The 20,483-nt window shown below is 45.5% G+C and carries 15 protein-coding genes and 1 pseudogene; 15 read left to right on the top strand and 1 reads right to left on the bottom strand.

What is annotated here, in order from left to right; translation table 11 throughout:
* Positions 1-2: 2 nt before the first annotated feature.
* The 4 genes from ACJ8IL_RS22610 (at position 3) to wcaJ (ending at position 6,259) form a co-directional block, all read left to right on the top strand.
* On the top strand, positions 3-1,379 hold the full coding sequence (locus tag ACJ8IL_RS22610) for a TolC family outer membrane protein (protein ID WP_442516851.1): 1,377 nt from the start codon (positions 3-5) through the stop codon (positions 1,377-1,379).
* Positions 1,380-1,981: 602 nt separating this feature from the next.
* Entirely contained in the window at positions 1,982-3,406 is a 1,425-nt protein-coding gene (locus tag ACJ8IL_RS22605) for a mannose-1-phosphate guanylyltransferase/mannose-6-phosphate isomerase (protein WP_049295292.1), read from the top strand.
* Positions 3,407-3,418: 12 nt separating this feature from the next.
* Positions 3,419-4,792, top strand: a complete 1,374-nt coding sequence (gene cpsG / locus ACJ8IL_RS22600) for a phosphomannomutase CpsG (RefSeq protein ID WP_049295293.1) — start codon at positions 3,419-3,421, stop codon at positions 4,790-4,792.
* A 69-nt stretch (positions 4,793-4,861) separates the two neighbouring features.
* Complete coding sequence (wcaJ, locus tag ACJ8IL_RS22595) at positions 4,862-6,259, top strand: undecaprenyl-phosphate glucose phosphotransferase (RefSeq protein ID WP_060447519.1); 1,398 nt, start codon at positions 4,862-4,864, stop codon at positions 6,257-6,259.
* 340 nt (positions 6,260-6,599) lie between these two features.
* On the opposite strand, the pseudogene ACJ8IL_RS22590 reads toward wcaJ, so the two are convergent.
* Positions 6,600-7,573: pseudogene (locus ACJ8IL_RS22590) on the bottom strand (IS3 family transposase).
* Positions 7,574-7,987: 414 nt separating this feature from the next.
* Between ACJ8IL_RS22590 and galE the strand changes: the two are divergent.
* From galE to gndA, 11 genes are all read left to right on the top strand, one after another.
* Complete coding sequence (gene galE / locus ACJ8IL_RS22585) at positions 7,988-9,001, top strand: UDP-glucose 4-epimerase GalE (protein ID WP_049295295.1); 1,014 nt, start codon at positions 7,988-7,990, stop codon at positions 8,999-9,001.
* A gap of 554 nt (positions 9,002-9,555) precedes the next feature.
* A complete protein-coding gene (gene rfbC, locus ACJ8IL_RS22580; protein WP_049295296.1) occupies positions 9,556-10,089 on the top strand; it encodes a dTDP-4-dehydrorhamnose 3,5-epimerase in 534 nt (177 codons plus the stop codon).
* Entirely contained in the window at positions 10,090-10,971 is an 882-nt protein-coding gene (gene rfbD / locus ACJ8IL_RS22575; protein ID WP_197770211.1) for a dTDP-4-dehydrorhamnose reductase, read from the top strand.
* A 1-nt stretch (position 10,972) separates the two neighbouring features.
* Positions 10,973-11,752 (top strand): ABC transporter permease, encoded by a 780-nt coding sequence (locus ACJ8IL_RS22570; protein WP_049295298.1) that lies wholly within the window; start codon positions 10,973-10,975, stop codon positions 11,750-11,752.
* Positions 11,742-12,959, top strand: a complete 1,218-nt coding sequence (locus ACJ8IL_RS22565) for an ABC transporter ATP-binding protein (RefSeq protein ID WP_197836362.1) — start codon at positions 11,742-11,744, stop codon at positions 12,957-12,959. The genes ACJ8IL_RS22570 and ACJ8IL_RS22565 overlap by 11 nt, the downstream gene beginning before the upstream one ends.
* 2 nt (positions 12,960-12,961) lie before the next feature.
* Positions 12,962-13,936, top strand: a complete 975-nt coding sequence (locus tag ACJ8IL_RS22560) for a methyltransferase domain-containing protein (protein WP_089180713.1) — start codon at positions 12,962-12,964, stop codon at positions 13,934-13,936.
* Positions 13,937-13,960: 24 nt separating this feature from the next.
* Positions 13,961-15,925, top strand: a complete 1,965-nt coding sequence (locus ACJ8IL_RS22555) for an HAD family hydrolase (protein ID WP_197836364.1) — start codon at positions 13,961-13,963, stop codon at positions 15,923-15,925.
* Positions 15,925-17,169, top strand: a complete 1,245-nt coding sequence (locus tag ACJ8IL_RS22550; RefSeq protein ID WP_089195694.1) for a glycosyltransferase family 4 protein — start codon at positions 15,925-15,927, stop codon at positions 17,167-17,169. The genes ACJ8IL_RS22555 and ACJ8IL_RS22550 overlap by 1 nt, the downstream gene beginning before the upstream one ends.
* Positions 17,170-18,084, top strand: a complete 915-nt coding sequence (locus ACJ8IL_RS22545) for a glycosyltransferase family 2 protein (RefSeq protein WP_049295303.1) — start codon at positions 17,170-17,172, stop codon at positions 18,082-18,084.
* Between the two features lie 73 nt (positions 18,085-18,157).
* Positions 18,158-18,874 carry a glycosyltransferase gene (locus ACJ8IL_RS22540; protein WP_080350752.1) on the top strand — a complete coding sequence of 239 codons (717 nt, stop codon included), beginning with the start codon at positions 18,158-18,160 and terminating at the stop codon, positions 18,872-18,874.
* 146 nt (positions 18,875-19,020) lie between these two features.
* Positions 19,021-20,427 carry an NADP-dependent phosphogluconate dehydrogenase gene (gene gndA, locus ACJ8IL_RS22535; protein WP_025302186.1) on the top strand — a complete coding sequence of 469 codons (1,407 nt, stop codon included), beginning with the start codon at positions 19,021-19,023 and terminating at the stop codon, positions 20,425-20,427.
* Positions 20,428-20,483: the final 56 nt, after the last annotated feature.

The following is a 20,483-nucleotide window of genomic DNA, read 5'->3' as shown; positions in this document are numbered from 1 at the left end:
TTTTGATTCAATCAAAACGACAGGCTGCCGGTCTGGTTATCGGCACCCTTTTGTTTGCGATATCTGCGCCGGTTTATTCGATAGGGATTTTAGACGCATATTCGCTGGCATTAGAAAAGGACCCGACCTTCCGGGCGGCTATAAAAGAGAAAGAAGCGGGAGATGAGAACGAAAACATCGGCAGGGCGGGGCTGCTGCCGAAAGTGTCGTTGAACTATCAGAATTCGCCGCGCAATTGGCAGACGCAAAAATATCCGCAGAGCGACTTTTTCGGCAATGTTTCGGAGGTCACCCGGCGGCAACAATATCGCAGTTATTCCAGTTCGATCACGCTGACGCAGCCGCTGTTCGATTATGAAGCGTACGCGCGTTACAAAGCCGGCGTAGCGCAGACGATGATGTCGGACGAGCGCTATCGCAGTAAGTTGCTGGATCTTGCTGTTAGGGTGATTAACGCCTATGTCGAAGTGGCCTATTCCAAGGATCAAATCGCGTTGGCCGAAGCGCAAAAGGCGGCTTACAAGGAACAGTTGACCTTGAACGATCGCCTGATGAGCGCCGGTGAAGGCACCATTACCGACGTATCAGAAACCCAGGCGCGCTACAGTCTGGCCGAAGCGCAGGTAATCGAAGCGCGCGATGCGCTGGACGCCGCGCAGCGCGAATTGGAAGTGATTATCGGCATACCGCTGAACCAACTGGATGAATTGCAGGTTTTGCGGCCGGGCAAGTTTAAGGTGGCGCCGCTGATCCCGTCCAAATTTGAAGAGTGGCAAAAGATCGCGCTGGAGAACAACCCGGTGCTAGCCGCCTCGCGTCATGGCGTGGATGCCGCTAAGTATGACGTCGAAAGGAATCGGGCGGGCTTTATGCCGCAGGTTCAGCTGTATGCTTCGCATTCGGAAAACGACTCCAGCAGCGATAACACGGTTAACCAGAAATACCGTACCGACAGTATCGGCGTGCAGGTCAGCATGCCTATTTATTCCGGCGGCGGCGTTTCGGCGTCGACCCGGCAGGCGGCGGCGCGCTATGGCCAGGCGATGTATGAAATGGATGCGCAGACGGGCACCACGCTCAACGATCTGCGCAAGCAGTACAATCTGTGCATCAGCAGCCGCGCCAAGGTGGCGGCCTATGAGCTGGCGGTACAGTCTGCCACCACACAGGTGACGGCGACCCGGCAAAGCGTGCTGGCCGGACAACGTGTCAACGTTGACGTGCTCAACGCCGAACAGCAGCTCTATAGCGCTCAGCGCGATCTGGCCTCCGCCAAGTACGCCTACATCAAGTCCTGGATTACCTTGCTGAGCGACTCAGGGACGTTGGACGAAAAAGATGTTATGCGGGTAGCGCGGTATTTTTCTGCTGCGCGTTGAACAATAATTCGACGAACAGCTCCGCTACCCTAAGTATAAATCTGAAAGAGCAGCTCAAAGCTGCTCTTTTTTGTGTTTATACGCTATGTTAACGCTTAAAAGATGGGGTGAGATAGAAATGTCCTACCTCTCTTTTATAAGAGCAATGGCGTTAAGTGACGTAACACGCTATCTCATTTTTCATCACTTGCCGCGCGGTGTTTGTGAAAAGCAAGGTGTAGTAATGAACAATAATGATGACAAATTGGGGTACGGATCAGGGATTGGTAACTGGAAGCCAGGGGCGGTAGCGTGCAAGATGCAAGTGTTTTTTTTAACTTATTGATTTTAAATTGATTTTTATTTGATTCCATTATGAAACTATAAGAATTGCTGGAAGGGGCGACTATACTTCATAGTATGATATATTCCCCTCTATTTGGTAATGTTATGATTAAGACACATCTGGTTGATAATTTCGGTGTGTTGCCGATTTTTATATTTTATGTGATCTTGGATTTAGTTATGTGTGGAAGGTGATGTGATTAATTCCGCCTGCTGTTTTACAGCTGAAGATAAATTTAAAGTTTATTTAAAATAATAGGTTAATGAAGGGTTTAATTATGTCTAAAATAGTTCCGGTAATTATGGCCGGAGGAACAGGCAGTCGCCTATGGCCTTTGTCCAGAGAATCTTTTCCTAAACAATTCCTATCTATTGACGATAGTGGATTAAGCTTGCTGCAACAAACGTTAGTGCGATTGGAAAATACCTCCAACCTAGAAGTTGCATCTCCATTAGTGATTTGCAATGAAGAGCACCGTTTTTTGGTCGCCGAGCAGTTGCGAGAAATTGGTCAACTTGGCTCAAATATTATTTTGGAGCCTATTGGACGGAATACGGCGCCGGCGGTGGCTTTAGCGGCGCATCTTGCCGCAGAAGAGACTCCTGACAGCATGTTGTTGGTATTAGCTGCCGACCACTTGATTACCAAAGTCGATAGATTTCATGATGCAATCAATACGGCAGCCCGGTTTGCAGGGCAAGATCGCTTGGTAACGTTTGGCATCATACCTGAACACCCGGAAACGGGATATGGATATATCAAACGAGGGGCCAGCCTCTCGAGGGAATGTTTTGAAGTTGACTCTTTTGTTGAGAAGCCGTGTCTGGAAAAAGCAAAGGAATACGTAGCCTCCGCTGAGTATAGCTGGAACAGTGGCATGTTTATGTTCAAAGCTGATAAGTTCCTCAGCGAGCTGGAAAAATTCAGTCCTGACATTTATCAGTCTGCGAAGGAGTCCGTTATTAAAAGCCAACGGGATATGAACTTCATTCGCGTTGAGCCAGAAGCTTTTCAACGTTGTCCGAGTGACTCCATTGACTATGCGGTTATGGAAAAAACTCAAGATGCCGTCGTGATCCCCATCGATGCTGGGTGGAGTGATGTCGGGTCGTGGTCATCACTGTGGGATGTGTCTGTAAAAGACAATTTAGGTAATGTGAGCGTTGGTGAAGTTATTTCCATTGACTCAAATAACAATTACATTTCCTCCGATTCAGCGCTAGTCGCAACGATCGGATTGAATGATATGGTTGTTGTCACTACCAGTGATGCCGTACTTATTGCTACCAAAGATAAAGTCCAAGAGGTGAAGAAGATCGTTGAGGAGTTAAAAAAACGCAATCTTCATCATTTCCGTCAGCATTCTGCGTCCTATCGTCCCTGGGGCAAGATTTGCGACATCGACAGCGGCACGCACTTCCAGGTGAAGAAAATCATTGTCCGGCCAGGTGAAGGCTTGTCAGTACAACGCCATCTCCACCGTGCTGAACATTGGGTCGTCGTGAGTGGGACAGCAAGAGTTAACGTTGATGACCAAGAGTTCTTCTTGTCGGAAAATCAGTCTACCTTCATTCCTGCGGGCAGTGTCCATACGCTAGAAAACCCGGGAAAAATCGATTTGGAAATGATCGAGGTCAGGTCGGGGCACTATCTGGAAGAAGATGATATTGAGCGTTTGCAAGATCGCTATGGCAGAGTTTAATAGGGTTTGGTAATGCAAAAATTGACGTGTTTTAAAGCTTATGACATTCGGGGAAAGCTGGGCGAAGAGCTGAATGAGGACATCGCGTATCGTATTGGACGCGCCTATGGCGAGTTTTTAAAGCCCAAAAATATCGTGTTGGGCAGCGATGTGCGGTTAACCAGTGAAAGCCTGAAGTTGGCGCTGGCGAAGGGTTTACAGGATGCGGGTACTGATGTGATAGACATCGGCTTAACCGGTACCGAAGAAATCTATTTCGCCACAACCTATTTAAAAACTGATGGTGGCGTAGAAGTCACCGCCAGCCATAACCCTATTGATTACAACGGCATGAAGTTAGTGCGTGAGGGCTCTCGCCCGATTAGCGGCGATACCGGGTTACGGGCGATCCAAGAGCTGGCGGAGAAAAACCAGTTTCAGGCGCTAGCAGCAACAGCAACGCGCGGCAGCTACGTACGCCAGGACGTATTAGGGGCTTATGTAGAACACATTCTGTCCTATGTAGACGTGAAAAATTTCAAACCGTTGAAGCTAGTGATCAACTCGGGCAACGGTGCTGCGGGGCATGTGATCGATGCTATTGAAGCGCAACTGAAGGCGCGGGGGGTGCCGCTGGAGTTTATCAAGGTGCATCACCAGCCGGACGGCTCTTTCCCCAACGGCATTCCAAATCCACTGCTGCCTGAGTGTCGTGCGGATACCGCCGATGCGGTGCGAGAGCATGGCGCTGATATGGGCATTGCGTTCGACGGCGATTTTGATCGCTGCTTCCTGTTCGATGAAAAAGGCGATTTCATTGAGGGCTATTATATCGTCGGCTTGCTGGCGGAGGCCTTCTTGCAGAAACAGCCGGGCGCGAAGATAATCCACGATCCACGCCTGAGTTGGAACACCGTCGATGTGGTCACCGGTGCCGGGGGCGTACCCGTGATGTCGAAAACCGGTCATGCTTTCATTAAAGAACGCATGCGTGCGGAAGACGCCATTTATGGCGGCGAGATGAGTGCTCACCACTATTTCCGTGATTTTGCTTATTGTGATAGTGGCATGATCCCATGGCTGCTGGTCGCTGAGCTGGTCAGTGTGAAGGGACAAACTCTGGGGCAACTGGTACAGGATCGTATTGCCGCCTACCCGTCTTCCGGTGAAATTAATATCAAGTTATCGAACCCAGAAAGTTCGATTGAAGGTGTGAAAAGCCATTATGTTTCTAAAGCAAATTTAGTCGACTATACCGACGGCATAAGCGTTGAATTCCCTGAGTGGCGTTTCAACCTTCGTTCATCAAATACGGAGCCCGTAGTTCGGCTTAACGTTGAGTCTAGAAATAATAAGGAATTGATGGAAGAGAAGGTTAAGGAAATTTTGAATCTGTTAAGTTTATAATTTAAAGAATACGCTTTTCTTCTTTTTATAGGGGTGATTGCGTATTCTTTTAATAAGAGTGCTTTTATTATGAAAATACAGCATCAGCGGGCGCATTCCAAAGCAAATGCATCTCTCATATCTATGGTTCAGCGTTTTTCTGATATCTCTATTATTTTCTTCGGCGGATTTGTTGCAAGTAAAATAAATGGCTTTAACTTTAGCTATGAGAGTATTTTGGTTGCGCTCATAGCTTTAGTTGCATTTCAAATGATAGGCGGGATAACGGATTTTTATCGCTCTTGGCGCGGTGGAAAATTTTCATCGGAGCTCCGGCTTATACTTAAAAACTGGACGCTAAGCTTGGTGGTGACTGCCGGAATAACTTCGTTCATGCCGAATTCCAGTTTTAACTTCGAGTTTTTTTCATACTGGTATATTTCAGTGTGTATCGGATTTACATTCTGCCGCTCTGCCATTCGCTTTTTGGTAGGGATGATTAGAAATCTGGGGTATAACAATCGTAAGGTGGCTGTTGCAGGGTCGATGCCTATTGGTGTTAAGTTGCTGAAGAATTTTAAAGAAGAACCCTGGTTAGGATTCATTGTTGAGGGTATATACGATGATATACAAAGTTACGAAGATAATGAAATAAAGTATTGTGGTGACTTGGATAAGTTAGTTGAGGATGCTCGCCAGGGGCGACTAGATTATGTATATATCGCGATGAAAATGAGCGAAGAACATAAATTCAAGAAAATACTGAGTCAATTAACAGACACCACGTGTTCTGTCATGTTTATCCCTGATGTCTTTACGTTTAATATTTTGCAGTCAAGAACTGAAGAGGTTAATGGGGTGCCTGTTGTTCCATTATTCGATACACCACTAAATGGGATAAATAAAGTTTTCAAAAGAGTTGAAGATATTTTATTGTCAACTTTAATATTGATATTCATCTCTCCCGTACTTGCTTTGATCGCTTTCGCCGTCAAGTTCACATCTCATGGACCGATTATATTTCGTCAAACACGTTACGGCATGGACGGAAAACCTATTATGGTTTGGAAGTTCAGATCTATGACTGTCATGGAAAATAATGATGTAGTTATCCAGGCAAAAAAAGGAGATACCAGAGTGACTAAGGTAGGTGCATTTTTGCGACGTACCTCTTTGGACGAGTTGCCGCAATTTTTCAATGTGCTGATTGGTGGGATGTCGATCGTTGGGCCTAGGCCGCATGCCGTGGCGCACAATGAACAATATAGAAATCTTATTGAAGGTTATATGCTCAGGCACAAAGTCAAGCCGGGAATCACCGGTTGGGCACAAATTAATGGGTGGCGGGGTGAAACGGACACGTTGGATAAGATGCAAAAACGTGTTGAATATGACCTCGAGTATATTCGTGACTGGAGTATTTGGCTCGACTTAAAAATAATTTTCCTCACTGTATTTAAAGGTTTTATACACAAGTCGGCTTATTAGTTGATATACTCTATCACCCGGTTGTTCAAGTGGTGGCTAGTTGTTGGCCATCACTTTGATCCTAAACGTTAGAAATTCGCCTCCTGATTATCCCTTCCTTGTTTTTTTCTTTCTTTCTTTCTTTCTTTCTTTCTTTCCTTACTTTTCCGTGGCTTTTCCCAATGCTCATTTTTTGGATGGAATTCATTGGTGCATGCACAAGAGGGATTTAAAGAAAAATGGATACCATTATGTGAGTGGAGTTTAATTTTTAGTCTGTTTTCCGGTTTAAAGAGGTCGCATAGTACGGCAAGCTATTTCATAAATTAGACTGCCCCACGGCAGTAGACAAATTCTGTCCTCACGACGAGGCCTGTTCAAAGGCCTCCAGACTGGCGCCGCGGAGGTGACTGTGACGCCGGGCCCGGTTGTAGAACACTTCAATGTAATCGAAGATATCCGCCCGGGCCAGATCCCGGGTTTTGTATATTCTCTTCCTGATACGTTCTTTTTTCAGTGAACTGAAGAGCGATTCGGCCACCGCATTACCCCAGCAGTTGCCACGCCGGCTCATGCTCCGAGCCAGGTTATTGGCCCGGCAGAAGCGCTGCCAGTCGTCACTGCCATACTGGCTACCCTGATCACTATGTGCGATGACCTCACCGTCCGGTTTTCGACGCCAGACGGCCATCATCAGCGCGTCGAGCGTCAGTTCACGTGAGAGAGTGGGTTTCATCGACCAGCCGACCACGTTACGGGCGAAAAGATCGAGTACGGCTTTATCAGGTTCAGTTGCATAATACGACCCACCCGGTTTTTGCCGAAGGTTTCCCCGATTTCGTTCAGATCACCATGAACCCGCCGATAACCGTATACGCCTCCGTTCAGTGAATGTGAGTCGCGGATAAGCATCAGCAGACGCTGGTTATCTTTATCACGCACCGAAAATGGGTTATGAAGCCACGCATAGAACCCGGCCCGGGCGACATTCAGTACCCGACACATCGTCATCACATCCCATACAGTACGGTGCTCATTGATAAAGCGGTACTTCAGTCGGGCTTCCTTGCAAAGTACCGCGCGGCCTTTTTCAGGATATCCCGTTCTTCTTCGGTACGTTTTAGCGCGCCCGAAGTTTCAGGATCTCGCTTTTGGCTTCCAGTAAATCCTGGGCATGCTGTTCGCTGTTATCAGGCTTGATAGCCCGTAGCCACTGTAGAGGCTGTGCGCAGAAACGCCCAGACGGTCAGACACTTCGTCAACGGAATAATAGCGTTCCGTTATCTGACGGACGGCTTCTTCCTTAAATTCAGGTGTAAATCGTGGTGTGCTCATGCGCTCCCCCTATGCTCAAACTATAGGGCAGGATCGTCTACCGGGGTGGGACAGTCCGAAGTACATGGGACTAAAACAGGTGTGTTTACATTAGTATTCATAGTGACGGCAGTTTTGAAGGTTTAGGGGCGAATACAAACCCAAACGTTCTGACTGCCGTTTTCTATTGGTTCACGCTAAGACGCGGTGGACCAATATTTTAGACTCTTTGTAGGGAGCCAGGTCAAAGCCTCCTGGCAGGCCGATTGTTTACTTGCTGGCCAAAAACGAGTGTACCAAGGGAACTCTGGGAACATATGGATGGTCAATTATGATCGAAAAGGTGTGCGTGAGTCCAAGTTTCGTTTAAAATCAATTGATTGCTTAAAGAAGACAGTTCATCTTGAGCGCCAGGGGCGCGAGTAAGGAGTTTTTATGGCGGTTTTAGTCACCGGTGGGGCCGGTTATATCGGTTCTCACACTGTTCTGGCTTTGTTGGAACATGGCGAAGATGTCGTAGTGTTAGATAATTTATCGAACTCTTCCGATGAGTCTCTGCGTCGCGTTGAGAAACTCGCGGGCAGAAGTGCTCAATTCTACCAAGGCGATATCTTGGATGCTGAGTGTCTGCACCGTATCTTCGAGGCTCACGCCATTTCGGCCGTGATCCATTTTGCTGGGTTAAAGGCTGTCGGAGAGTCGACGCGCAAGCCGCTAGAGTATTATCAGAACAATGTCACTGGCACGTTGGTATTGTTGGAGGAAATGCGTCGTGCGGGTGTGCATAAGTTTATCTTCAGTTCTTCTGCCACGGTGTACGGTACTCCAGAGCAAGTTCCTTTGACTGAGACGTCACGCGTTGGCGGTACGACGAATCCTTACGGCACGTCGAAGTTGATGGTAGAACAAATTCTGCAAGATTTCGCTAAAGCAGAACCGCAATTCTCCATTACCGCCTTACGTTACTTCAACCCGGTCGGTGCGCACGAATCTGGCATGATCGGTGAAGATCCAAATGGTATTCCTAACAATCTGATGCCTTATATTGCTCAGGTGGCAATCGGAAAACTGGAGAAACTGTCAATTTTTGGTGACGACTATCCGACACAGGATGGCACGGGAGTCAGAGATTACATTCATGTCATGGATTTGGCTGAAGGTCATCTCAAGGCGATTGAACACATCGATGAACACCAAGGCTTTACGGTCTATAATCTGGGGACTGGGGTAGGGTATTCTGTGTTGGAGATGCTCCATGCTTTTGAAAAGGCTTCAGGTCGCAATGTAGCTTACCAAATTGTACCACGTCGAGAGGGCGACATTGCAGAATGCTGGTCCGCTCCAGAATTGGCGTTCAAAGAATTGGGATGGAAGGCTACCCGTGATTTGGATGCCATGATGCGTGATGCGTGGAATTGGCAGAAGAACAATCCTCGGGGTTATCGTTAAAGTAACACCGAAACAGGTGTGATTTTTTATTACACCTGTTTTATCTAAATTATATGAATGCTTGTTTTTTACATTATATTTAAGTCAGTCTCATGCGTTAAAAAAATTATTATCACCATCAGAGTTATCCTATATTAATTTTTGTCGAGTAAATGTTACTTTTAACAAAATACTTTAAAACTAACTTTATCTCGATGAGATTAACGAGGAATGGTTTTTTCGCGTTGTTAGCGTCCGCTATCATCATTAGCCAGCTATCATTTCTATGTCTAGCCAGACATTATAACGCTTAACGATTTGATATGTTAGAGTATTGTTATTACTAATGCGGTCGCTAGAGGTGGGGTGAGTGCATGCTGGAGGATGCTTTAACGGAATGAGGAAACTGTGCTATCCTGCAATGTCTTCAATAGCGAACTATCTGAAGTTGATTTAGAGGGCGTTTAGACCCATTTAAATATAGTTCAATGTGGGGTGTTCTCGGCTTATTCAGGATGACGCAGCGCTAGGGAGACACTGGTTGGGTAGGAAATTCCGAGTGAGTGAGTAGTCAAATGAAAGTAATTGATACAAAGATTGCCGGCGTCAAAGTGATTGAACCTAAGATTTTCGGTGATCAGCGTGGCTTCTTTTTCGAAACGTTCCAAAAGCAACGCTACCGAGAACTACTTGATATTGAACATGATTTTGTTCAAGACAACTATTCTCGTTCGACACATGGTGTGCTGCGAGGTTTACACTTTCAGACCTCTCGCCCTCAGGGGAAGCTGGTCTATACCCTAAGAGGGGAGGTCTATGATGTCGTGGTGGACATCCGTCCAAATTCACCTTCTTTCAAACAGTGGTTAGGGATCAATCTGTCTGAGGACAACAAGAAACAGCTTTGGATCCCACCTGGCCTTGCTCATGGTTTCTTGGTGTTAAGTGATGAAGTCGACTTTGCTTATAAATGCACCGATTACTATGATCCGAAGAACGAGCACTGCTTGAGCTGGAACGATCCTGAACTGGCGATTGAATGGCCGATAGAGCATCCTCAGCTTTCTGAGAAGGATCTTAAAGGCAAATTATTCAGCGAGCTTTTTTAAATGCGCATACTGGTAACTGGCGGTAATGGCCAGCTAGGCCATTGCTTGGCGGATACATTGCCTGACAATTGGCAGATCATTAGCCTAGACCACAAACAACTTGACATTGCTGATTGGCCTGCAGTTCAGCAAACTGTCGCGGCGTTGAATGTAGATTTCATTGTAAATGCAGCAGCTTATACGTTAGTGGATAAAGCTGAAGAAGAAATCATCGCTGCGGAGGCTGCAAATGTTATCGGTCCAGCTAATCTGGCTATGATTGCTGAGAGCCTAAGCATTCCACTGATTCATATTTCGACAGACTATGTTTTTAGTGGCGCAGAAAAAGGTATTTCTTTGTGTGAAAATTCACCAACGGGGCCGCTAAACGTCTATGGACAAACCAAACTGCTTGGCGAACAAGCCGTACTAACCACGTGCTCACGCGCCGTGGTGATCCGCACATCCTGGTTATTCAGTGAGTATGGCAGCTCTTTTGTGCATACCATGCTTAAATTGGGAAAGACACGTAAATCGCTTGCTATTATTAACGATCAATTTGGCCGTCCTACCTATGCTGGTGATTTAGCTAAATGTATTCTCACTATTATTAGCCAAGGGGTTAATGAATCCAAGCTATATCATTTCTGTGGAGATAAGATTGTTTCGTGGTATGAGTTTGCTGCGGAGATTTTTTCTTTAGCTAAGTTGTTTGATGATAGTTATAGATTTATGGTTTTGTCTTCTATTAACAGTGAACAATATAAATGCGCGGCCAAAAGACCTAAGCATGCGATACTTAACTGCGAAAAAATATATCGTGAACGTGGGATCTGCAATAGCAATTGGCGAATGAGCCTAGACAAAGTAGTTCCGAAAATTATTTACCAGATGAATAATTAATATGAAGACATTGTTGAAAAATACAGGTTTGATTTTTAATCTTACTAAGCGGGATGTTGAGAGCCGCTATCGTGGGACCAGTCTTGGTATAGTATGGTCACTGCTAAATCCTGTGATTATGCTTTCTATCTATAGCTTTATTTTTGGTTTTGTGTTTAAAGCCAAGTGGGGGCTGACAACGACAGAGAATTACACTTTGATTATGTTTACCGGTCTACTGACGCATGGTTTTATTGCTGAGTGTCTTGGCAAGGCCACAACGATATATGTATATAATGTCAGCTATGTAAAAAAAGTTTTATTCCCTCTTGAGTCCTTGTGCTGGGTGTCTGTTTTTGGCGCATTATTCCAATTCTTTATGGGATGTATTGTTTTCGCCATTTTTTGTGTTTTATTAAAACAACCTGTTAGTCTAATGGCATTATTGGTCCCTATTGTCATTCTGCCATTGGTTTTATTATCATATAGCATTTCATTATTCTTGTCATCGCTAGGTGTTTATATTCGTGATATGGGGCAGGTTGTCTCAGTTATCATTGCCTTAATGTTATTTATGTCACCTATATTTTATCCTATCACTGCTGTTCCAGAACAATATCGCATGCTGATTTATATTAATCCGTTAACGTTTATTGTAGAAGCTTTACGCGATGTTGTATTGTACGGAAAATTATTCAGTCTTGAAGGGTATGCACTCTATTGGGGCATAAGTATTATGCTGTACGTATTAGCTATAACTTGGTTCAAAAAGGTAAAGAGGGGCTTTGCTGATGTCCTCTAATGTTGTTGTCTCTGCGCAAAATTTGCGTAAAGTTTATCAGATTTATTCCAGCCCGATGCAGCGTCTGGGGGCTTTGCTGGGTTATCGGGGGGCTAAGGGCAGGGAGTTTGTCGCTCTGGATTCCGTTAACTTTGAGATTAAAAAAGGTGAAACAGTCGGTATTATTGGTGTCAATGGTTCCGGTAAATCAACTCTGTTGCAAATGATTTGTGGGACTTTGGCGCCTACAAGCGGCAGTGTATTTACTAAAGGGCGTATTGCACCTTTGTTAGAGCTTGGTGCTGGGTTCAATCCAGAATTTACAGGGCGTGAAAACGTTTACCTGAACGCCTCTCTTCTGGGCCTAACGCGTAAAGAAATTACGGAGCGTTTCGATAAAATAGCCAGCTTTGCCGATATTGGTGAATTTCTCGAACGGCCGGTTAAGACTTTTTCGAGCGGTATGTTTGCACGTTTAGCCTTTGCAACAGCCATTCATGTCGATCCTGAGATATTAATTGTAGATGAAATTCTTGCTGTCGGAGATTCACGTTTTCAGCGAAAATGTGTAAAGAAGTTTAATGAAATCAGAAACGATGGGTGTACAATCCTGTTCGTTTCACACGATGATTATCAGGTTCGCAATATTTGTAATAGTGCACTATATCTTGAAAAAGGTGTGCAGCGTTATTTTGGAAATGCAGATGTTGCTGTTCAGCATTACCTTTCTGATATGCAGAAGAGTGTGGTGGAAGCTCAAGATGCAGAAAATAAAGCTATTGAAAATGAAATAAGTAGCAGATTGGTAAAAATAGCTAATGTCTCTCTTCTCGATCAGTCTGGAAATTCAGTAACAGAGCTGGCAAGCGGCGACAATGTTAAACTGTCTTTCGATTATAAATATGAAGGAAGTGACGGGGAATTCGATGGGCTGACCTTTGTCTTTAATCTTTATCGTAAAGATGGAGTATATATCTGTGGGACGACTACAGCAATGCGTGGCTTAGAACCATTTCCCCTTAGTCGGGAAGGTCGAGTGACCATTGATTTCCCCGCATTGAAGTTGTTATCAGGTATTTATAACTGGCGAGTAGCTGTCAATGATCAAGATGGGATACAGATAATTAACGAAGCTGTACCGGTCTGTGAGTTTTCTGTAGCCGATAACTTCAGTGCCGTTGGAATTTATGATATTGAACATAGCTGGTCTGTGGTGGCCAAGGGGTAAGTATGGAACGGATTGAGAACGATCTTCTTAAGTTGCAGTTTTTAAGAGAAGAACATCACCAGCGTTATCAGTACGTTGCCAGTTTTGCCAAGGGAGTTGTGGTTGACTGTGCATGCGGTATCGGATATTCGGCACCTATTTTCTTGTCTAACCCTGCTGTAGTTAGTTATACAGGGTTGGATGTTGATCGTGAGGCGATCGCCTATGCAAAAGAGCATAATACGACGAATTCTCGTTTTGAGCACGGTTCGATTTTAGCCTTGCCGTTCGATGACTGTAGCATCGATACATTTATCTCATTAGAAACGTTGGAGCATCTTGAGCAACCTGAATTAGCGATTGCAGAAGTCAAACGCGTGTTGAAACCAAATGGGGTATTTATTTGCTCGGTGCCAACTAAAGATTACGAGAATTTTTGTGTCAGTTTGTATGGGCCGAACCCGTACCATATTCAGGCCTTCTCTTTGGATGCCCTGAAATCATTGTTGCAAGCCCAATTCGCGCATGTTGATATTGCTGTTATCGCTCAAGAACTCGTCTCTATAGTGCATACGTTTCAAGATCAACAGATGCCGCCTACGGTATTTGATGCAAAAAACAAGAACGTAATGAATGGCTCTTTCATTGCGATTTCATCTAATGCTGATGCTATTTATAATAAGAATACGCTATTTACAGGTATGAGTCGCATAGAATATGACCAAGAATTGGTCTATCCATTGCGCCAAAGTTTAGAGTTTGCAGAACGCCTGGCTGAACAACGTTGGCAGTTGTTGCTTGAAGCTGAAGAAAGAATCAATGAAGTAACACGGTATAAAGAACAGGCAGAGCGCATCTCTGAAGAAAGAATGCAAGCATTCAGGGACACGGAAGAGATGGTCCGTTCTCGTGATCAAGCTTTGTCTGAGGCAGAGCGGATTATTCAGTCGCTTAAGGAACAGCTGGAAAGCGTTTCAAAGCAAAATTCGAACCAATAACTCTGTGAATGGATTATATCTACAATGATTGTCACGATTGCCGATAATATCGAAACCATTCTGGTCGACTTTTTTGATACTGTAGTCGAGCGTAGTTGTCACCCTGAGGTCGTGAAACGTAAGTGGGCTGCTGCTCTCGTGGATTCATATCGTCTTTCTCTATCCGTAGAGGAGTTATATACGCTACGTTTAAGAATCGAAGCGGGATTGTGCGCCAGTAGTCAAATGCAAGGCGATGACGCTGAGTTCCGTTACGACGATATGTCTCTTGCCCTGTATTATGAGCTTCAACGTGCACAGATTGTGGTTCGCTTGCCTGAAAGTGAGCCCTTCGTCGCTTTTTGCCGTGATCTAGAGTTGGCTATTGAACTATCGGTGCAAAAACCGATAGTAGCAACGTTGGATATACTGAGAGCTGAAAAAGCGAAAGGTAGACGTATTTATCTGGTTTCTGATTTTTATTTGGACCAACAGTCAATTATCTATTTCGCCAAACATCATGGATTCTATGATATTTTTGATGGATTCTTCGTTTCTAGCGAAAATAAGCGAACGAAGAAAGAAGGGCGAGCTTATGACGTGGTTATTGCAAGATTAGGTTTGGATGTTAAAAAGACGATCATGTTGGGGGATAATGCGCACAGTGATGTGGCGATGTCGGTAGCCAGAGGGCTGTTTGCGCATCATTTACCTGTGGAACAGCACCGATATGATGAGAGCCTACGGGCGGATCGTGAGCGCCTTGCGGTAGAGAATAAAGTTAACCAAGTGATCGCTGAAGATAATTTCAGCTTCAACTGGATAAGTAGTGCTATTTATTTATTCACTCGTCGGCTTTATTGGTCTTTGGTGATGAGTAAAGCTAAAAACGTTTATTTTTTTGCAAGGGAAGGCGAGTTTCTTCAAAAGGCATTTGATAAATTTCAAGCTAGCTTGCCGAAAGATTTTTCGCGTATTACTAGCCATTATATGTATGTGTCGCGTCGATCAACCTACCTACCTTCATTAGGGCCTTTGGGCGGTAGCACATTCAACAAATTATTATATCAGTATGGTTCATGTAGTCTGGCTGCCTTTTTGAAAAGCATTAATCTCGATGATTATGTATCTGAGTTTAAAGTGCGTTTCCCTCAGGTGGACTTTGAAGAGCAGCATTTGAATATCGCCGGGTTACCAGCGTTTTCTGCGTTAATGGATGATGAATTCTTCAAGACTATCTACGAGCGTGAGCGTAAAGAGCAGAATGTCTATCTTAATGACTACTGTGACTCGTTGATGACGGAAAAGCATGATGAATGGGTTCATGTAGTTGATGTTGGCTGGAAGGGCAGTATTCAAGATAATTTGGTAAAAGCGACCCAGCGCAATATTTCTGGTTATTATTTCGGCATTTTGGATGGGGCAGAAACCCATAAGAATAATATTAAAGAGGGGTTGCTGTTTGACCATCAGTGGGGGCAACGCCTCGGTGATGGTATGTTTAACGAGTTCCGTGCCGGTTTTGAAGTTTTTATGGGAGCATCGCATGGCAGTCTGAAGAGATATGGCGACAGTATCGATAACTTTGTTTTCGACCACAACGATTCAGAGCTCGCTTTCTTCTATGAGCAAATAGCGCCATTCCAAGAGCGTGCGTTGCATCAGTTCAATGGTTTTGCAAAAATAGAGCGTGCTTATTCGCTATCTGATCATGAGATCAGCAAAGCGGTTAAAAAATTTTACTTTCGTGGTGTGATGTTGCCGAGCCGGGTCGAACGAGAAAAGTTTTCGTTAATCAAACACTATGAGAATTTTGGAGTATTCAACTTTAGCTCCTTTGGGCAGAGCAGACGCTCCCCTCTGTCTTATTTTAAGCGCTTGGTGAGAAATCCTAGACATACCCTTGGTTCTGCTTGGTGGAAACCTTTGGATTTTCATGCGAATGGCGTGTGGTACTTGAAATATCCTTATTTTTTGGTGAAAAGAATAAAGTTTAAAGGGGCTAAATAATGAGTAAAATTGCTTTTTTACTATGGAGTCCGGATATCAGTGGCGGCACTAATGTCATTTTTGAGCATGCTACACGTATGCGAAAGAATGGTGACGATATCACGATTATCACTGAGGATAAACCGAACGATAAGCGATTGCAGTGGTTTCCAGGTGCAGAAAAAATGACCTGGATGGATTATTCTGAAGCTGCTGACAAACAGTTTGATCTGGTTATTGCGACCTGGTGGCGTACTGTATTTTATCTTCATAAAATCAATGCGAAGAAATATGCATTTTTTGTTCAATCCATCGAATCGCGTTTCTATCCGGAAGGTGAGGTAACTTTACGCACGCTTGTCGATCTTACCTACAGTTTGCAAGTTAATTTTATCACTGAAGCAACATGGATTAAAGAATACCTTAAAGAGCATTTTGACCAAGATGCGTTATTGGTCCGAAATGGGATAAGCAAGGATTATTTTAACGATGGGATTAAACCCAAAGTGCCTCGAGCGCCTGAAAAGCTGCGTGTATTAGTGGAAGGTCCGTTAAACGTTAGCTTTAAAAATACGGAACTTGCGGTGGAGTTATGCCGACAGTCTCGCGCTGATGAGGTCTGGTTTGTCACATCTACAGAAATTGGCGCTTACCCGAATGTTGATCGCCTGTTTAGCCGCGTGCCAATTTCTGAGATCGGTAGTATTTACGCCTCTTGCGATGTTTTGGTTAAACTTTCCACTGTTGAAGGAATGTTTGGCCCACCGTTGGAGATTTATCATACCGGTGGAACCTCTATCAGTTATGATGTGACCGGCTACGACGAATATATTGAGCATAATGTCAATGGACTGGTATCTTTCAGTCGCCAAAACCAAGAAATCATCGAATTTATAAATCGCCTTAAGGATAACCCTAATGAGCTGGCTCAATTGAAAGCAAATGCTTTGGCTACCGCTGAAAAGTGGCCGGATTGGGAAAGCAGTTCCAAAGAGTTTGCAGCAGCATGCGAGCAGCTTATTGCATCGGGAGTTATTACCTCGGTTACCTTACTTAAGGCGCAGACCGAGCGTTTTTGGCTCTTCTATGAGGAGTCTTTGCGTCAGGTACCGTTGAGTGGGCAGGTGGGAATTCCCTCTCTAAATCGGTATGCACATTTTCGTCAGCGTGTTATCAATAAATTGCATCGTGAGTATCCTGCGATTTTTTCCTTGCTTCGAAAAATAAAATGGACGGTAAAATCTTATCTGCCGGGAGCTCGATAAGTGTTTGAGTACGAAGTTGTAGTTTGTACTTACAACGGTGAACGCTACATTGTCGAGCAGCTTGCCTCGATTGTAAGCCAGACAATCTGTCCGCAAAGGATCATTGTCAGTGACGATGGTTCTACGGACAATACGCTTAAATTGGTTGCTGATTTCGCTGCAACGACATCAGTTCAGTTCGATGTACAGCAGCGTGTTGCGGGTCCAAAAGGACCCGCGCATAATTTTCTGCATGCGCTTTCTTTGACGACGGCAGCTAACGTCTTTTTAAGCGATCAGGATGACGTTTGGGTAACTGATAAGATTGAACATTATCAGCGCGTAGTAAGCCAAATCGGAGATGATTCTCAGCCTTTATTGATCTTTTCAGATGCTGAATTAGTCGATAGCGAACTTCGTTTCTTGAACGCTTCTTTTTTACAAAATGAGCGTCTTAATCCTGTACAGCAGTTGGTGTTCCCTCGCTTGATTTTCCAAAACTGCATCCAGGGTGCAACAGTGATGGTGAATCGAGCATTGCTTAAGCATCTTCGCCCTAGTCAGCATATGTTGATGCATGATTGGTGGCTGGGATTGCTGGCCATCACTTTTGGACGCTTGGTATTCCTTCCTGAACGCTTGATCAAGTATCGGCAACATGCGAATAACGTGGTTGGCAGCAGTGGCTATGGATTGAAACGTATTCTGGCGAAATTTATGCGACTGTCCTCAGTTGCACATCAGAATCGGCTAGTGATTGAGCAGGCGGTAAGTTTCTATGAGATTTACGGTAAGGGGCTCAAAAAAGAGGATAAGAAATTTTTGGAGAGGATGTTAAGATCCCGTCGCTTTATGCTTTGGCAGCTTTTCTTGCTAAAATTTGCGGTTGCAAGAACAACCATTACGAGAACTGTTTCCTTGTATTTCTTATATTAGAGTTTTTATGCCTGAATCTTTAGTTAAGCCATGTCGGTGCTTCATTTCAGTTATATCTCACGGTCATGGCAGCATGATCATTGCCGATGGATGCCTAAAACTGCTGGCTTCAAAAAATTACATTGTTGTTTTGAAAGATAACAAGCCACAGCGTGAACTTCAGGAATATTGTCAGGACTCTGGCATTCATTATCTTGTTGATCAGCCTATGGGTTTTGGCGCAAACAATAACTATATTTTCACTTGGTGCCAGCAAGAGCTTGGAATGCGAGATGAGGATCGCTTTCTGGTGCTTAACCCCGATGTTTTTATCGAACCGACCGTGCTGGCAGCGCTGCTGTCGCATGCGGAACATAACTCATACCCGATAGTTGCGATCAATCTTTTCAACGATAAAAATTTTACTTTTTATGACAAGGGGATAAGGCATTTTCCAACCATTAGCAGCTTTGTCGTTTCATTCTTGGTGCAGAAGAATAAGTCTATCTACGACAAGAATAAAATTACCCAGGATACCGAAGTTGAATGGGCGGCAGGCTCATTTTTGCTGTTTAGTGCCCAATGTTATCGAGAGCTGGGAGGATTTGATACGCGCTACTACATGTACTGTGAAGATCTTGACATTTGCTGGCGAGCGAGGCGGGAGTTAGGGATAAACGTCGTTTATTTGCCTCAATTTAAAGCATTGCATCTTGCTCAAATGCGCAGTCGCTCACTTTTTTCTAAACATTTTATCTGGCACGTTACCAGCGCTTTGCGTTTTTGCTTGAAACAAGCGTTGAATAGATAAAATTGTCTTATCAACCTCACGAGAGTGTCGACCTATCGCACCAATCACTACCCACGCGGCTCAATCCTGAGTTAACATGTGTGCCACATCACAAAACCTGCTGGCCGACGTTGCCGGCAGGGTCATCCTCAGACAGGAGTTCCTAAATGTCCAAGCAACAAATCGGCGTTGTCGGCATGGCGGTAATGGGCCGCAACCTCGCGCTGAACATCGAGAGCCGTGGTTACACCGTTTCCATTTTCAACCGTTCTGGCGACAAAACTGACGAAGTGATCGCTGAGAACCCGGGCAAGAATCTGGCGCCGTATTACACCGTAGAAGAGTTTGTCGAATCGCTGGAAAAACCGCGCCGCATCCTGCTGATGGTGAAAGCGGGCGAAGCGACGGATAAAACCATTGCCTCGTTGACTCCGCACCTGGACAAGGGCGATATCCTGATCGATGGCGGCAACACCTACTATCAGGACACCATCCGTCGTAACCGCGAACTGTCCGACCAGGGCTTTAATTTCATCGGCACCGGCGTTTCCGGCGGTGAAGAGGGCGCGCTGAAAGGGCCTTCCATCATGCCTGGCGGCCAGAAAGAAGCTTACGAGCTGGTGGCACCGATCCTGGAGAAAATCGCTGCGGTCGCGGAAGGCGAGCCTTGCGTGACTTATATCGGCGCTGACGGTGCCGGCCACTATGTGAAGATGGTGCACAACGGCATCGAATACGGCGACATGCAGCTGATTGCCGAAGCCTATTCCCTGCTGAAGCAGGCGCTGAACCTGAGCAACGAGCAGCTGGCCGAAACCTTCGCCGAATGGAACAAGGGCGAACTGAACAGCTACCTGATCGACATCACCAAAGACATCTTCACCAAGAAAGACGAAGAGGGTAAATACCTGGTCGATGTGATCCTGGACGAAGCCGCCAACAAAGGCACCGGCAAGTGGACCAGCCAGAGCTCGCTGGATCTGGGCGAACCGCTGTCGCTGATCACCGAGTCGGTGTTCGCACGCTACCTGTCCTCGCTGAAGGACCAGCGCGTTGCCGCGTCTAAAGTGCTGACTGGCCCGAAAGTGGCGCCGTTCAGCGGCGACAAAGCCGAATTCATCGAGAAAGTGCGTCGCGCGCTGTATCTGGGTAAGATTGTGTCCTACGCACAGGGCTTCTCACAGCTGAAAGCCGCTTCTAAAGAAAATAACTGGGATCTGCACTACGGCGAAATCGCCAAGATCTTCCGCGCCGGCTGCATCATCCGCGCCCAGTTCCTGCAGAAGATCACCGACGCTTACGCGGCGGATGCCGATATCGCCAACCTGCTGCTGGCGCCATACTTCAAGCAAATCGCTGACGAGTACCAGCAGGCGCTGCGTGACGTGGTGGCTTACGCCGTGCAGAACGGTATCCCTACGCCAACCTTCTCCGCCGCGATCGCCTACTACGACAGCTACCGTTCTGCGGTACTGCCGGCGAACCTGATCCAGGCGCAGCGCGACTACTTCGGTGCGCACACCTACAAACGTATCGATAAGGAAGGCGTGTTCCATACCGAATGGATGGAATAAGCCCGCTCGTTGAACGATAAAAAAAGCCGCCGAGGTTAACGCCCGGCGGCTTTTTA

Origin of the sequence: Serratia sp. CY47444 (assembly GCF_052168635.1) — a bacterium.
Classification (GTDB): domain Bacteria; phylum Pseudomonadota; class Gammaproteobacteria; order Enterobacterales; family Enterobacteriaceae; genus Serratia; species Serratia bockelmannii.
This window is presented reverse-complemented; position numbering and strand designations above follow the sequence as displayed.